The organism is Pseudomonas sp. SDO5215_S409 (genome assembly GCF_054071325.1).
Map to the genome: position 1 here is coordinate 119,415 of NZ_JBSVWN010000008.1, position 13,881 is coordinate 133,295.

A 13,881-nucleotide genomic window follows, 5' to 3' on the forward strand; every position below is an offset into this window, starting at 1 on the left:
GCCGATCAATCAGTATTCGGAGACGAAATGCGCCGGTGGCTCGGGGAATACCGTGCCAAACCACTTCTGCTGGAGCTGGGCGATATCGCCGTTCTTGCGCTCCTGGGCGAGGAAGTTGTTCAGGTAATCGAGCACGCTCTGGTTACCCTTGGCCACGCCCCAGGCGACATACGTCTTGCTCGACACCGCCTGGCCCAACTCGAATACGCCGGGTTTTTCCTTGAGCAAGGCATTGAGCCCCACGATGTTGTTGACCACATAGTCGGTGCGGCCGAGCGCCAGGTCCTGATACGCCTCGGGGTAGGAGGTGTACTGCACGATCTTGCCCAGTTTGCCGCCGCTGGCGGCCAACAGTTTTTCAAGCTCGGGCAGACGCTGATACATGGCACTGCCCGCCTGGATACCCAGGGTCATGCCGTTGAGGTCGGCGACGCTTTTGATACGGTCATCGCCCTGGCGCTTGAGGTAAAACACCGTGGCTTCGGCAATTGGCGTGGTGAAGTCCAGCGACTGCTGGCGCTCGCGGGTGATCAGCAATCCGGTGATCGCCGCGTCGTACTTGCCGCTGACCACACCGGCCAACAAGCCGGTGAACGGCATGATTTGCTGGTGCACGTCCAACGGCCCGGCGGCCTTGAGCTTTTGCGCCAACTCGTTATCAAAACCGGTGGGCTTGCCGTCTTCGACGAACTCGAACGGGCGAAACTCATCCTCGGTCGCCACCGACAGGTAGCCGCGTTGTTTGGCCTCATCCAGCGTCGCCGCATGCGCCAGGAGCGGCGTCAGAAGAGTGGTGAGCGCCAAAGCCATGCGCAAGGAACGTCCATGACCAGGCTTACGGCCTGAAGCGAAAAAAACTGTCATGAGGGTGGACCTGTGAGGGGTGTTGCGGGTGGGGATGGCTGCGAGCGTAGCGGGGATTTTTAAGAGCGGAAAAGAATATATAAATCTATTGATATGCCAAAAAAGCCAGCGCATGAGGCGACAGCTGTCTCCTCATACGCTGGCTCGTCTTCACACCAGCCCACGGCTACCCGCATAGGCCACTACCACGTGATTCAAGGCGCTGAGCATGACTGAGTTATCGTCCGTTTCCAGCGCTGTTTGCAGGCAGTTCATGTAGCCCAATAACTGTGCCTGCACCTTTTGGGCAAATTCGGGGCTGACTTCCTGATCCTCGTAAAACAGCACATAAGCCCGGCAGAATTCCCCGACCACAAAACACATGGCCGCCTGTTCTGGCTGGGTACGAATGATCTGCTCGCACTGCTCACGCACACGCTTGAATGAATCGGTGCCGGGTGGCGCAATGCTGAATGCCTGGACCACAGTGGAAAAATTCATGCTGGATGCCTCATACAAATAAGTGAAAGGTGCTCAACGATCAAATGCCAGGCGTTGCCCCGTGACCCCCGGGGTGATGCTGTAGCCGTCCCATACGCGTTGACCGTTGACGAACGTGCTGGCAATGCTGGCGCGAAATACTTGCCCCTCGAACGGGCTCCAGCCGCACTTGGACAGCACGTGTTCACGGGTCACGTGCTGCGACAGGCAGGGATCGACCAGCACCAGGTCCGCCGCATATCCCTCGCGCAAAAAGCCACGCCCGATCACATCAAATAACATCGCCGGCGCATGGCTGACCGCCTCCACCACGCGCTCCAGCGTCAACTCGCCCGCGAATACCCGCTCCAGCGCCGCCTGCAAGGCGAACTGCACCAGTGGCAGGCCGGACGGTGCCTGGGTGTAGACCGCCTGTTTTTCTTGCAGCAGGTGCGGCGCGTGATCGGTGGCGAGCACATCGATACGCCCTTGCGCCAAGGCCTGCACGATGGCTGCACGGTCGCGTTCGGTTTTGACGGCCGGGTTGCACTTGAGCAGAAAGCCAAGGCGCTCATAGTCTTGATCGTTGAAGTGCAAAAAATGCACACAGGTTTCGGCGGTGATCTGCTTGCCCGCCATAGGCCCGGGGCTGAACAGGGCCAGTTCCTGCGCCGTGGAAATGTGCAGCACGTGCAGACGCGTGCCGTGCTTTTGCGCCAGGGCAATGGCCAGCCGCGTGGACTTGATGCACGCCTCACGAGAGCGGATCAGCGGGTGCTGGCTGGCCGGAATGTGTTCGCCAAATTGCAGCAATGCGTGTTGCTGGTTAGCCTCGATCATCGGTGAGTCTTCACAGTGGGTGATGATCATCACGGGCGTGTCGCGAAAGATTGCGTCAAGCACTTGCGGGTCATCTACGAGCATGTTGCCGGTGGAGGCCCCCATGAACACCTTGACCCCCGGCGTGCTGCGCGGGTCGATGCTGCGAATGGCGTCGAGGTTATCGTTACTGGCGCCCAGGTAAAACGCGTAGTTGACCACCGAAGCGCGCTCAGCGATGGCATATTTGGCCTCCAGGGACGCCTGGTCCAGGGCCGGTGGCCGCGTGTTGGGCATCTCCATGAAGCTGGTGATGCCGCCCGCCGCACAGGCCCGCGACTCACTGGCGATGTCCGCCTTGTGGGTCAGGCCCGGCTCGCGAAAGTGCACCTGGTCGTCGATCATCCCCGGCAGCAGCCACAGGCCTGTGGCGTCGATCAACGGCTCCTCAGCCAGGCCTGCAAGCCCCTGACCGATCTGCGCGATCACACCGTCGCGCACCCGCAGGTCAGCGATGAAACGCTGACCTTCATTGACCAGCGTTGCGTTGCGAATCAACCAATTGTTCATGGGTTAAACTCCAAGGTCGCGTGATACAGAACGTCGGTCGCCGTCAGGAAATCCGTCAACTGCATGGCTTCGTGAGGGTTGTGCGAGCCGTGTTGATTACGGATGAAGAGCATGGCGCTAGGGACTCCGGCGTTGGCGAAGACCGCTGCGTCATGCCCTGCACCACTGGGGGTCAGGACGCCTTCCCAGCCATGCGCCTGGCTGATGCGCACGAGTGCGTCAACCCAGGGCTGGTGCATGGCGGCCGGTGCGGTGTCGATACGGTTGTCGAACTCGAATCGCACGTTGCGGCGTTGCTCGATCCGCCGGATTTCGGTGTGGATCAAGGCATAAAAAGCGTCCAGCGTGGGTTGATGCAAGCTGCGCACTTCCAGGCTAAAACTGACCTCGCCGGGAATTCTCGAAACGGCGTGATGGGCAGCGTTAGTGCCCAGTGTGCCGACGGTGACCACCAGGTCCTGGCCCGCGGCGAGAGCGTCTGCCCACAATTGATCGACGCTTGCCACCAACTCGCTGACGGCAAATACCGAGTCATGGCGATCTTCGCGGGCCACGGCCCCCGAGTGGCCGTCCTCCCCCAGGCAGCGCACGCAGTTGTGTCGCAGGTTGCCGCGAATGCCTGGCACCACGCCAATGGCTTGGCCCATGCGTTCAAGGGACTCGGCCTGTTCGATATGCACTTCCAGGTAACCGGCAAACTGGTTGCGATCAATCAGCCATTGCTGTTCAGCAATCGCGCCCAGGTCGGCGCCCACCGAACGCATCGCCTCGCCCAGCGTGTGACCGCTGAAGCGGTTGACCAGCTTCAGGTCGGCAACGCTCAGGCCGCCCATCAAGGCGCGCGAGCCCAGATAGGACTTGCCGAACCAGGCACTTTCCTCGCCGCGCAGCCCCAGTACCCGGAAAGGTTTCGCGGTACTGGCGTGTTCCCGATCAAGCCTGCACAGGCACAACAGACCGGCGATCACGCCCGCCAGGCCATCGTAGTTGCCCCCTTGCGGCACCGAGTCCAAGTGCGAGCCGTACCAGATAGCGGGCTCGCCAGAGTCGTTGGCGCGCTCGAAAATCACGTTACCGGCGCGGTCATGGCGCACGGTCAAGCCTTGATCCACCGCGAATCGGGACAAGTAGGCAATGGCAGCGTTTTCACCGGGACCATAACTTTCACGGGTGATCCCCACGCCGGGATCACGAGACAGCTCGGCGATGTCGGCAAACAGCGTTTGGGCCTGGGCCTGCCACAGCGCGTTCATGGCAGTGCTTCGAAGGGTTCAGCGGGGGCGTCGTCGAGGCTGCCGATCAAGCGGCTTAACTGAGTGACGCCCTTGCGCCGGCAAAACGCCTCCAATTCGTTGACCATCAGGTTCATCGTCTTGGGGTGGATAAAGGTTGCGGTGCCAACCTGCACCGCACTGGCACCGGCGTAGATGAACTCCAAGGCATCATCGGCGGTGCTGATACCGCCACAGCCAATTACCGGAATCTGCAAGGCCTGCGCACATTGGTACGTCAGGCGGACCATCAGCGGCTTGATCATGGCGCCGGAAATGCCGCCCATGAAATTGCCCAGCCGGGCACGGCCTTTTTCGATGTCGATGGAAAGCCCCAGCAAGGTGTTGCCGACCACCACTGCATCGGCCCCCTCCTCCTGGGCGGCCACGGCGGTGTCGACAATATCGCCGCTGTTAGGGGTCAACTTGACCCACAGCGGTAATCGCGTGGCCTGGCGCAGCAGGCGTACAACGTGACGCGTGCTGTCGGCCTGCATGCCGAAGGCCTGGCCGTGGGCTTCCAGGTTGGGGCAGGAAATATTGGCCTCTATACCGCTAATGCCGGGTACATCGCTCAAACGCGCGGCCAACTCGGCAAACCCCTGTGCCGTCGGGGCGGAGATGCTGACGATCAGCGGTGCGTCGTAGTCGTGGTAAAACGGCACTACCTTGTCGATGAACACGTCTGCGCCTTTGCTGGGAATGCCAATGGCATTCATCATGCCGTCCGCCAACTCACACACGCGGGGCATGGGGTTGCCCGTGCGTTTTTCGGCGGTGATGGTCTTGGTCACCAGCGCCCCCAAGCCGTTGAAGTCGAGCAGGTGGTGCAGCTCCTCGGCAAACGTGCCCGAGGCCGGCATCACCGGGTTTTTCAAGCGCAGGCCGCCGATGTTCACGCTTAAGTCGATCATTCCAACACCTCTGCCAGGTCGAAGACCGGCCCTTCCAGACACACGCGTTTGCCGACTTTCAAGCCGTCGACCTCAAACACATCAACGCAGCACTGGCACATCCCCAGGCCGCACACCATTTGCTGCTCCAGCGCGACCTGCCCCGCCAGCCCCAGCTCGCCGCAGAGCTTTTTAAGCAGCCGGGTGATGCGTTTGGAACCACAGGTAAACAACGCGTTGCTTTCTTCGCGCCCAATGATGTCGCGCAGCAACGCCTCAAGGTTGTCCAGCGAACTGCTGCCGTCCTCATCGAGTACACAGCGCACCTCGGCGCCCAATGAGGCGAAACGCTCACGAGACAACAGGCTTTTTTCACTGCGCGCACTGAGTACGGCGGTCAGGCGAATGCCGAGCGCGTGAGCGGCCTCTGCCAGTGGCGCCAAGGTCGCCAGGCCAACACCACGGGCGACGATAATCATGTGGCGCCAAGCCGGGTCGAGATCGAAGCCCTTGCCCAACGGGCCCAGGATCTCCAGCGTCTGACGGGCGCCCAGCGTCTCCAGGCCATAGGTGCCCTTGCCGGTGACTTTGTACAAAAACTCCACCTGTCCGCTGTCAACATCGGCCTTGTAGGTGCTCATCGGTCGACGAAAAAACGGTTTGTGTGGATGTTCGCTGGGGCACAGCAGGTTGAAAAACTGCCCGGGCTGCGAGTGGCAAGCGGCGCCACCGGCTTGCAGCACAAGGCGTTTGTACTCCTCGTTCACCCATTCATTGGAAAGCACCACCGCCAGCGTGTCGTTGGGCGGTGTGACGGGAGTGGTTTGGCGGCAGATGGAAATAACAGTCATATGAAAGCTCTCATCTTGTCTAATTTTTGATACTACATGATTAAAAAAAGGCATCGAGGCGCAATGAAAAAGCCACGACACAAATAAAAACCCGATTCAGGCCACCTACTCTACGGCAGCGAAATGTCTTTGTCTAATTTTTGATACGACTATTCTTGCTGTTGGGAAAGGCTCAGAACGTCGCTGCCCTGCCCTGCATCACCTTGGCTACGCGGCAGTAAAAACAAGGTTGCGGCCATGGCCAGCAGGTAGATCGAGGCCAGCAGCATGATCGCCGCCGAGAACGAGTACGCCAGGGCGATTGCGCCTACCACCAACGGACCAAAGCCGCCGACACCGCGCCCCACGTTAAACAACACGTTCTGTGCCGTAGCGCGCACTTGCGCCGGGTACAGATCGGAGATCAACGCGCCGTATCCACCGATCATGCCGTTGACAAAAACCCCCATCACTAACCCGGCTAACAGCATGTGCACAGGGTCTCGCAGGTTGGCGTAGAGCAGCACCATCAGTGCTGCGCTGAACTGATACAGGAGGAAAATTTTCCAGCGCCCGAACCGATCCGCCAATTGGCCGAACAGCCAGATGCCAAAGGCCATGCCCATTACGGTAGCCGCGGTCCACGTACCAGACGCCGTCAGCGAAAAACCAAACTGCCTGGACAGGTAGCTGGGCATCCAGATCATGATTCCGTAATAGCCAAAATTTTGCACAGAAGTCAGGACCATCACGCCGACGCTGGCCTTGGCGGTGGCTCGGTCCTTGAACAGTTGACTGAAACGCCGGGTGAACGAAACCGGGTTGGCGGCCGCTTTCACAAACGCTTCGGGCTCGCCCATGGTGTGACGGACCACGAACGACACCATCGCGGGCACCAGGCCTACCAGGAACATGCCGCGCCAGCCGATATACGGCAGCAATAGCGGGGTCAGCAGCGCAGCTGCCAACACCCCGGCCTGCCAGCCCATGCCCACATAGGAAGAGGCACGGTTACGCTGGTTGGCGGGCCAGGTTTCGGCGATCAGCGCCATACCGATGCCAAACTCGCCGCCCAAGCCAAAACCGGCCAGGGTGCGATAAGTCAACAAATCCCAATAACCTTGGGCCACAGAGCAAAGCCCGGTAAACACCGAAAACACCAGGATGCAAATGCTCAGCATCTTGACCCGGCCATAACGATCGCTGAGTTGACCAAAGATCAACCCGCCCGCCACGGCACCGAGCAGGGTCCAGGTCACCAACGAACCCGCTTGGGAGGTGGTTAGCCCCAAGCCTAGGGTAATGGCGGGCAACATGAAGCCCAGAATCAATAAATCGAACCCATCCATGGCGTAGCCGGTAACGCTGGCAATCAAGGCCTTGCGCGGGGTGGCCGCATTCGTTGCGGTCGGTGAGTCGTCGTGAGTGGTCACTATCAATACCTCTTTTTTATCTGTTTTTTGACGTAGCAAGCGTTAGGCCATCGCGGGGTACGGGCAATGACTCTATCCAAATTTGCGACATTCTGTCTAATTTTTGATACTGCCTGGACGAAAGTTTCATCCTGTATTTAGAAATGCCATTCCAGATTCACTGAAAGCGCATCGGTATCCACGCCCGGCCTGTTCACGTTGCCAAACTTGTTACGCCAGTATTCATAACCCGGCCCCACCCACAGCACATTGCGCGCGCCGCCGCTCAACGCCCCCACATCCAACATCAACGAGGCGCGCATCAGCTGCTCTACACCCGTCGCATGGTTTTGGTAGTCATCTCCCTTTTTGCCGTTGAGCGAGTAGTAGCCCTGAAACTTCAACGCCAGCGATGCCACGCTGAAGGGAATCCCCCAATTGATGTTGAACTGATAGTAAGGCTTGAACAGGATGTCGCTGTGGTTCTGCGGCTGAGCACATACCGCCAGCCCGCACTGGTTCCACTCCCGGACGTAATACACGCTGGTATCGACAAAACCCGCTGGCAGCGCAAATTTGACGGTTGGGCCTATAACAATCATCCGTTTACGGGGGCCGAATTCGTTGTTCTTGGTGTTGATATCGACACCCGCCGTCAACGCCAAGTCTTTCACCGGCCCGAATGCGAGCGGTGAGCCAACTATTTTTCCGTACTGCAATTGATTGCGATACGTCAGGTAAACCTCTGTAGCCCCGGTGCCGCCGCCCTTGGCCGGGTCGTTGTGCGCCGACTTGAACACGTCCAGGTTCAAGAAATGCTGGCCCAACGCATACCCACTGGCATGAGTGATTTGCAGGATGTTCTTGGCCACGTCCCCCGGGTTACCAGGCTCGGTGTAGTGGGCGCTGTAGCGGTAGCCAATCCAAGTGTCGCCCCAAGCTGGGGCTGCCTGCGCGCAGGGCGTCAGGGCAACGCAGAACATCGAGGCGAGCGAAGGCATTGCGCAGCAGTAACGCATGGTTGACTCCAGTTTTATCAGGGGGTTTGAGGTGCTGGATCGTCACTCGAGGACAGGCTGCTCACGCAGCAGTCAGGAGGAAGATGGGGCCATAACAGCCGCTTGAACGAGAAAGACACGCTTGGGGCGTAACCGGGGTGGGGTGTGCGTAGACATGGCCGTGCCTTTTTTGTATTTTTTAGACGACTGAATTTGACCTGTCTAAATATTGATACATTCAAGCCCGTCCGAGGTCAAGGAAATTCCTCGCTCTGGTTTGACCTTTCTTTTCGACTCCCCGACTTTCGGAGCTTAAGTGAGCCAAATCGACTATCAAGCTATCGGTGAACGCCTTCGGGCCTATCGCATCGGGCGCCAACTCAATGCCGACCAGATCGCCGAGAAGCTGGATATTTCACGGGCGGCGGTTTATCGCCTGGAGCTTGGCAAGATCGTCAAGCTGGAAACCCTTGAACGGCTCTCCGAACTGTTAAAGGTCTCGCTCAACAGCCTGCTGGGGTCGGACACCGAGTACTTCGATAACGCACTGGGCTATTTTGAACGCATGCGCCAGCTTGAGGCACGCTCGGTCAGCATCCAATCGTATTTCGATCCCTTCTCCTACCTGCTGACTTCGCCGCACTACCCGGATCTGTTCAAGACCATGCTCGATGAAGCGCGCCCCAACTCATTCGACGCGCGCCAGGACACAATGCAGGCGCAAATCCTTGAGATTCTCAATGAACGCAAGGCGATGTTTTTCAAGCAGAAGTTTGAAGTGCAGTCAATTATCAGCCTGCGTCAAATAGAGCGCTACCTGCATATTGGCCTGGTCGGCAGGCTGGACCTGCCGCCCAGTGTGAGGATGGAACGCGCCCTGCTGGCGCGGCGTGAAGTGGAGCATTTGATTGATAACATCGGCAGTGCCAACTCGCGCTTCACTATTTTCTTGATCGACGAAGCGCTGCCCAGCGCCACGTTCCAGATTTTCCAGCAGCCCCACACCAGCTACGTGGCGGTGAGCCCGTACCGACTGGGTGAACTGCCCAATATCCACACGGGAATTGCCAGCGTCACCTCTTCGCCCGAAGCGGTGCAGATGTATAAAAACATGACCCGTCGCCTGCTGGACCGCGCCCATAGCGGCGATGAGGCAAAGCATGAGTTATCGCGCCTGCTGGCAAAGCTCTGAACCAATACCGGCGGCCTTGCGGCCGCCGGCGGGCGTGGGTCAGGGCTCGATTTTCACCAACGGTGCTTGCTTGTCGACAATATAGGTCGCCAGCTCGGAGCCTTTGACCGTGCCGATGTTTTTCGCCACATGGGCCACGCCTGCCGGGATCAGCAAGGAGTCGCCGGTGTGCAGGGTGACAGTGGGACGGCCTTCGAGTTGGTATTCAAAGGTGCCGGCCAGCACATGCGCCACTTCGACGCCCGGGTGCGAGTGCTTGGGCGAGGTGACGCCCGGGTCGAAATCGACGCGTACCTGGATGACTTCGCGGTTGGCCACGCCAAGGTCGCCCCGGGTCAGGTCGGTGCGGTGCAGCCCGGCCTGCCAGTTGGCAGGCGGCGCCTCCTGGGCCTGGGAAATGTTGGCGAACGCCGCCAGTGCAAGGGCCGCAAGGCCCAGGGTGTAACGAAGGTGGGTACGAGGCATCGGGTTGCTCTCCGGTAGGTGCGCGTCAGGGACCGCAAAAAAGCGGTCAGACCATTTGACCGCCAGCCTGTATCCCGCCCGTGTCGGCGCCCCCCTGGATTTGTATGTAACCGTGGCTGCGCCCGGCGCCGATACCCTGTGATACAAACCTGCCGCAGACAAAAAATCCCCCCGCCGCGCCCCGGGCTGGTATCGTGCCGCGCTCTGTAAACCTGCGAGGAAATGGACCTTGAGCACTGACGAAAAAATGACCGGGGACCTGTTCGAAGTGGACAAGCGCCTGTCACTCAAGCCTGTGGTGGATTTCAACCAGTACCTGCGCGCCGCCTTTGGCGAGGGCCCTTGCACCTGCGTGCGCTGCACGGCAGGCCAGGGCGACGAAAGCGCCTACGAACTGCACCACACCTTTGAGTTCGACGGCAAACAGGTCAATCGCCGGTTTGCCGCAACGGCGGGCAGCGACGTGTTGCAGGCGCTTAAAAAAGCCTGGTTGTCGTACACCAAGGCTGAGCTGCCCCTGAGCGGCACGCTGGGGCTGGACACGGTGAAGGAGTTTGTCGAGCCGCAACTGCACAAGCGCCTGGCACCGTTGTTTCTGGCCAGCGGCTTGGTCAAGGCGGCGGACGGTGAGCTGCTGATCCAACCGCAAGCGGCGGCCTGAAGCCCTGCCGGAGCCGGTCACCCGGCTCCCGCCCCAGCAGCTAGACGCTCGGCACACCCTGTGTGCGCATCAGCGGTGCGGTGGTTTCAAGCGGCTCGGTCAAGGGCCGGTTCCCGGCACCGGGTAGCAGGATGACCTTGCGGCAATCCTCCACGCCTTTGTCGAACAGCTCGTAGCCTTGGGCTGCCTGCTCGAGCGACAGTCGATGGGTGATGATCGCTTCCGGGTTCAGGCGCCCGCGCTCGATCGCGTCCAGTAGCTCGGGCAAGAAGCGATGCACGTGGGTTTGGCCCATCTTGAAGGTGAGGCCCTTGTCGAACGCGTCGCCGAACATAAAGCCGTGGATGAACCCCGAATACACCCCCGCCACACTTACCACGCCGCCACGGCGCACGGCGGCGATGCATTGGCGTAACGCCTTGCCGCTGCTGCCTTCAAGCTTGAGGGTGGTGAGCACGGTTTCAGTGGTGCTGCCCTTGGCCTCGAACCCGACCGCATCCACTACGCCATCCACCCCGCGCATGCCCCGGGTCTGGCGGATGATGGTGTCGGCGGGGTCATCGTCGTCCTCGAAATTAATCGGGATGACGCCATACGTCTGTTGCGCATAGGCCAGCCGGTAGGGATGCTGGTCGACCATGAAAATCTGCGCCACCCCCAGCATGCGCGCACACGCGGCGCTCAGCAGCCCCACCGGGCCTGCGCCATAGATCGCAAGGCTGTCGCCCTCGCCGACCCCGGCGTTGAGCACGGCCTGCCAGGCGGTGGGCAGGATGTCCGAAAGAAACAGCACCTGTTCGTCCGCCAGGGTGCCGGGCACTTTGAACGGTCCGGTGTTGGCCTTTGGCACCCGCACCAGCTCGGCCTGCCCGCCGGGCACGCCGCCGTACAGCCGGCTGTAACCAAACAACGCGGCGGCCGGGGCGATCGACTTTTTATTGAGGATGGCGCCACGCCCGTCATTGGTAGTTTCACACGCGGCAAATTGCTGTAACTGGCAAAAGAAGCAGTCGCCACAGGCAATCACAAACGGGATCACCACACGGTCGCCACGTTGCACGGCGGTCACCGCCGGGCCGGTTTCTTCAACAATGCCCATGAACTCGTGACCGAAGATATCGCCGTGCTCCACCGTCGGGATCTTGCCCCGGTAGAGGTGCAAGTCCGAGCCGCAGATTGCCGTGGCGGTGACCCGCACAATGATGTCGTCGGGTTGTTCAATGATGGGGTCGGGCACGGTGTCCACCTGGACTTTATGGGCGCCCTGATAAGTCATCGCTCGCATGTCGCGTACTCCTGCCGTTGAGGTCGTTGAACGGTAGGGGCCGAGAACAGGCCAACGTTCCTTTGCCGCTCCACGACAACCGATCAGTGGTCGCCACGGCTCTGCGCCAATAAATGATCGACCACCCGCTGCAAGGCGCTGTGCCGATCTGCACCCTCGGCAAGCGCCTGGGCGTGCAGGTGCAATTGTTCGGCCGCGCTGTTACCCGCCCTCAATAACTGACGGACGCGGTAGAAGAGGCCCCCCTCGCCCATCGCCTCGGCGGTATCGGCGAATACCTCGCTGGCCTGTTGCAGCCACTGCTCGGCGTTGCCCGTCGCCCCTTCGGCGTCCAGGGCAAAAAGACCGTGGGCACCGTGGCGCTTGGCCTGCCAGCGGTTTTCCTTGAGCAGCCAGCGCGCCTCGGCGCTGAACCCGGCGCCGGGACGCTTGAGCGCGCTGGCATGGGCCACCATCACGCGAAACAGCGTGGCCAGGGTGAGGGTGTCGGCAAGCCTGGGGCAGGCGTCGGTCATGCGCAGCTCCAACGTGGGGTAACGCGCCGCCGGGCGAATGGCCCACCAACCGTTGCCGTCGCTCGCCAGGGCGCCAATGCGCCGCAACAGGGCCAAGTAGCGTTGATACGCAGCCCAGTCGGCAAAATGCTCCGGCCCCCCCATGCGCGGCCACTCGTCGCATGCGGCTTGGCGGTAGCTCATGAAACCGCTGGCGGCGCCCTCCCAAAAAGGCGAGGAACAACTGAGCACCAACAACAGCGGCAACCAGGGTGAAACCTGGTTCATCACCGCGATGCGGTCCACGGCCGCGGGTACTTGCACATGCACATGCAGGCCGCACAACACGCTGCGCCGGGCCACCAGTTGAATGTCGTCGAACAGTTGCCCGAAATGCGCACCGGGCGTGGGGTGTTGTTCACGCCAACTCGCCAGCGGGTGGGTGCCCGCACACAGCGCGCCCATGCCAAAAGGGGCCAGCGCATCGGCCAGGCCACCGCGGACGTGCGCCAGGTAGTCGCCCGCTTGTGCACGGCTTGTGAAAACCGGCGACGCCACTTCGATCTGGCCCTGGAACATTTCATCGCAAAACCCGCTGCCCAAGGCCTTGCGGCAAGCATGCAAGACCGCAGGCGAGGGTTGCGCAACCATCGTGCGGCGGTGCAGGTCGGTGATGAAATATTCTTCTTCAATCCCAAAGGTCGGCGGCGCGTTCATCGCAGGCGGCTGACGGTAAGCACCACCACTGCAATGCGCTCCACCCGCTCATACCCGGGTTTGTCCAGTTCCTCGCCAAAGACGTCCGGGTCCAGCTCCCGGTAGGTCCAGCCAAAAGCCTCGCCGCCCAGCAACGGGCGTACAGCGTCCAGGAACGGGTCGGTGCCCGCCACCATCGCCACCCCGGTGTAGAGCACCAGGCTGCCACCTACCGCCAGGCGCGCCAGCGACTCGCTCACGATGCGCACCGACAACTGCTCACCCAAGGCCCCGCCGCCGTGGCGATAGGCCCGTTGGCGGTCATCGTTCATGTAGGGTGGGTTGGCGACGATAAGGTCGAACGTGCCCTCCACGCTGGTCAGCACATCGCTGTGGTACACGCTGACGTTGCCAAGCCCCGCCAGCTCCGCGTTCACCGCCGTCATGCGCAGGGCCTGGGGGTTGATGTCCACCGCCAGCACCTCGGCCTCGTGCCGCGCGCGGGCGATGACCACCGCGCCCACGCCTGCGCCGCAGCCGATGTCCACCGCACGCAGCACGGGCGTGAAACGCTGTTGCAGGTGCGCGTCGATGGCCTGGGCGAAACGGTAGCTGTCGGGGCCGAAAAACACCGCCTCCGCGTGGGTGGTGGGATAGGCGGAATGGGCGAACAGCAGCTCGTCCAGGCTGGACCAGCGCACCGTGCTGCGCCACGCCGAGGCGTCTTTTGCAATGATGCCTGCCGCGTGCAATTCGGCGCGCAGCGGAGCGGGCAACAGGTCGTGCTCAAACGGCATCGACCAGCCGAACACATCGCGCTCGCTGGCCGCCAACGGCGTGTTGAGGCGCTGATAAAAACGCTGATGGGTCAAGGGCGTTGGCGTAATGAATCGATAGCCCTGTTTACGCAGCTCACGGCCCAAGTTGAGCAAGGCGCGGTCAGCGGTGTGTTGTGCAGACATCGGCAACTCC

Annotated in this window: 14 protein-coding genes; 2 read left to right on the forward strand and 12 right to left on the reverse strand. The window is 61.0% G+C overall.

Annotation, left to right across the window (positions count from 1 at the left end; translation table 11 throughout):
• Positions 1-9 precede the first annotated feature (9 nt).
• The 8 genes from ACW9H9_RS06880 to ACW9H9_RS06915 form a co-directional block, all read right to left on the reverse strand.
• Positions 10-810, reverse strand: coding sequence for a transporter substrate-binding domain-containing protein (locus ACW9H9_RS06880; RefSeq protein WP_457342408.1), 801 nt, complete (start codon positions 808-810; stop codon positions 10-12).
• Positions 811-1,014: 204 nt separating this feature from the next.
• A complete protein-coding gene (locus ACW9H9_RS06885) occupies positions 1,015-1,344 on the reverse strand; it encodes a hypothetical protein (protein ID WP_457342409.1) in 330 nt (109 codons plus the stop codon).
• Between the two features lie 33 nt (positions 1,345-1,377).
• Entirely contained in the window at positions 1,378-2,712 is a 1,335-nt protein-coding gene (locus ACW9H9_RS06890) for a dihydroorotase (protein ID WP_457342410.1), read from the reverse strand.
• Complete coding sequence (locus ACW9H9_RS06895) at positions 2,709-3,965, reverse strand: allantoate amidohydrolase (RefSeq protein ID WP_457342411.1); 1,257 nt, start codon at positions 3,963-3,965, stop codon at positions 2,709-2,711. The genes ACW9H9_RS06890 and ACW9H9_RS06895 overlap by 4 nt, the downstream gene beginning before the upstream one ends.
• Positions 3,962-4,897 (reverse strand): dihydroorotate dehydrogenase, encoded by a 936-nt coding sequence (locus ACW9H9_RS06900; protein WP_457342412.1) that lies wholly within the window; start codon positions 4,895-4,897, stop codon positions 3,962-3,964. The genes ACW9H9_RS06895 and ACW9H9_RS06900 overlap by 4 nt, the downstream gene beginning before the upstream one ends.
• Positions 4,894-5,727: a dihydroorotate dehydrogenase electron transfer subunit gene (locus ACW9H9_RS06905; protein WP_457342413.1), complete on the reverse strand. Its 834-nt coding sequence runs from the start codon at positions 5,725-5,727 to the stop codon at positions 4,894-4,896. The genes ACW9H9_RS06900 and ACW9H9_RS06905 overlap by 4 nt, the downstream gene beginning before the upstream one ends.
• Before the next feature lie 149 nt (positions 5,728-5,876).
• On the reverse strand, positions 5,877-7,139 hold the full coding sequence (locus tag ACW9H9_RS06910; protein ID WP_457342414.1) for an MFS transporter: 1,263 nt from the start codon (positions 7,137-7,139) through the stop codon (positions 5,877-5,879).
• 137 nt (positions 7,140-7,276) lie between these two features.
• Positions 7,277-8,137 (reverse strand): hypothetical protein, encoded by an 861-nt coding sequence (locus ACW9H9_RS06915; protein WP_457342415.1) that lies wholly within the window; start codon positions 8,135-8,137, stop codon positions 7,277-7,279.
• Positions 8,138-8,432: 295 nt separating this feature from the next.
• Between ACW9H9_RS06915 and ACW9H9_RS06920 the strand changes: the two genes are divergently transcribed.
• The gene (locus tag ACW9H9_RS06920; protein ID WP_457342416.1) at positions 8,433-9,308 is read left to right on the forward strand and encodes a helix-turn-helix domain-containing protein; all 876 of its coding nucleotides are present in this window, start codon (positions 8,433-8,435) and stop codon (positions 9,306-9,308) included.
• 39 nt (positions 9,309-9,347) lie between these two features.
• Here the strand turns inward: ACW9H9_RS06920 and ACW9H9_RS06925 are convergent, their stop codons facing one another.
• Positions 9,348-9,773 carry a cupin domain-containing protein gene (locus ACW9H9_RS06925; RefSeq protein ID WP_457342417.1) on the reverse strand — a complete coding sequence of 142 codons (426 nt, stop codon included), beginning with the start codon at positions 9,771-9,773 and terminating at the stop codon, positions 9,348-9,350.
• A gap of 229 nt (positions 9,774-10,002) precedes the next feature.
• On the opposite strand from ACW9H9_RS06925, the gene ACW9H9_RS06930 reads away from it, so the two are divergent.
• Positions 10,003-10,434: a hypothetical protein gene (locus ACW9H9_RS06930; protein WP_457342418.1), complete on the forward strand. Its 432-nt coding sequence runs from the start codon at positions 10,003-10,005 to the stop codon at positions 10,432-10,434.
• Between the two features lie 40 nt (positions 10,435-10,474).
• Here the strand turns inward: ACW9H9_RS06930 and ACW9H9_RS06935 are convergent, their stop codons facing one another.
• The 3 genes from ACW9H9_RS06935 to ACW9H9_RS06945 all read right to left on the reverse strand — a co-directional run bounded on the left by ACW9H9_RS06935 (position 10,475) and on the right by ACW9H9_RS06945 (position 13,871).
• Positions 10,475-11,719: a zinc-dependent alcohol dehydrogenase gene (locus ACW9H9_RS06935; protein WP_457342419.1), complete on the reverse strand. Its 1,245-nt coding sequence runs from the start codon at positions 11,717-11,719 to the stop codon at positions 10,475-10,477.
• An 83-nt stretch (positions 11,720-11,802) separates the two neighbouring features.
• On the reverse strand, positions 11,803-12,930 hold the full coding sequence (locus ACW9H9_RS06940; RefSeq protein ID WP_457342420.1) for a carboxylate-amine ligase: 1,128 nt from the start codon (positions 12,928-12,930) through the stop codon (positions 11,803-11,805).
• Positions 12,927-13,871 (reverse strand): methyltransferase, encoded by a 945-nt coding sequence (locus tag ACW9H9_RS06945; RefSeq protein WP_457342421.1) that lies wholly within the window; start codon positions 13,869-13,871, stop codon positions 12,927-12,929. Before ACW9H9_RS06945 ends, ACW9H9_RS06940 begins: the two co-directional genes overlap by 4 nt.
• Between the last annotated feature and the right edge of the window lie 10 nt (positions 13,872-13,881).

Coding starts and splice junctions, on each gene's coding strand:
- ACW9H9_RS06905 (WP_457342413.1), bottom strand. CDS start 5,727: ATGACTGTTATTTCCATCTGCCGCCAAACCACTCCCGTCACACCGCCC.
- ACW9H9_RS06935 (WP_457342419.1), bottom strand. CDS start 11,719: ATGCGAGCGATGACTTATCAGGGCGCCCATAAAGTCCAGGTGGACACC.
- ACW9H9_RS06925 (WP_457342417.1), bottom strand. CDS start 9,773: ATGCCTCGTACCCACCTTCGTTACACCCTGGGCCTTGCGGCCCTTGCA.
- ACW9H9_RS06880 (WP_457342408.1), bottom strand. CDS start 810: ATGGCTTTGGCGCTCACCACTCTTCTGACGCCGCTCCTGGCGCATGCG.
- ACW9H9_RS06945 (WP_457342421.1), bottom strand. CDS start 13,871: ATGTCTGCACAACACACCGCTGACCGCGCCTTGCTCAACTTGGGCCGT.
- ACW9H9_RS06890 (WP_457342410.1), bottom strand. CDS start 2,712: ATGAACAATTGGTTGATTCGCAACGCAACGCTGGTCAATGAAGGTCAG.
- ACW9H9_RS06915 (WP_457342415.1), bottom strand. CDS start 8,137: ATGCGTTACTGCTGCGCAATGCCTTCGCTCGCCTCGATGTTCTGCGTT.
- ACW9H9_RS06895 (WP_457342411.1), bottom strand. CDS start 3,965: ATGAACGCGCTGTGGCAGGCCCAGGCCCAAACGCTGTTTGCCGACATC.
- ACW9H9_RS06885 (WP_457342409.1), bottom strand. CDS start 1,344: ATGAATTTTTCCACTGTGGTCCAGGCATTCAGCATTGCGCCACCCGGC.
- ACW9H9_RS06940 (WP_457342420.1), bottom strand. CDS start 12,930: ATGAACGCGCCGCCGACCTTTGGGATTGAAGAAGAATATTTCATCACC.
- ACW9H9_RS06900 (WP_457342412.1), bottom strand. CDS start 4,897: ATGATCGACTTAAGCGTGAACATCGGCGGCCTGCGCTTGAAAAACCCG.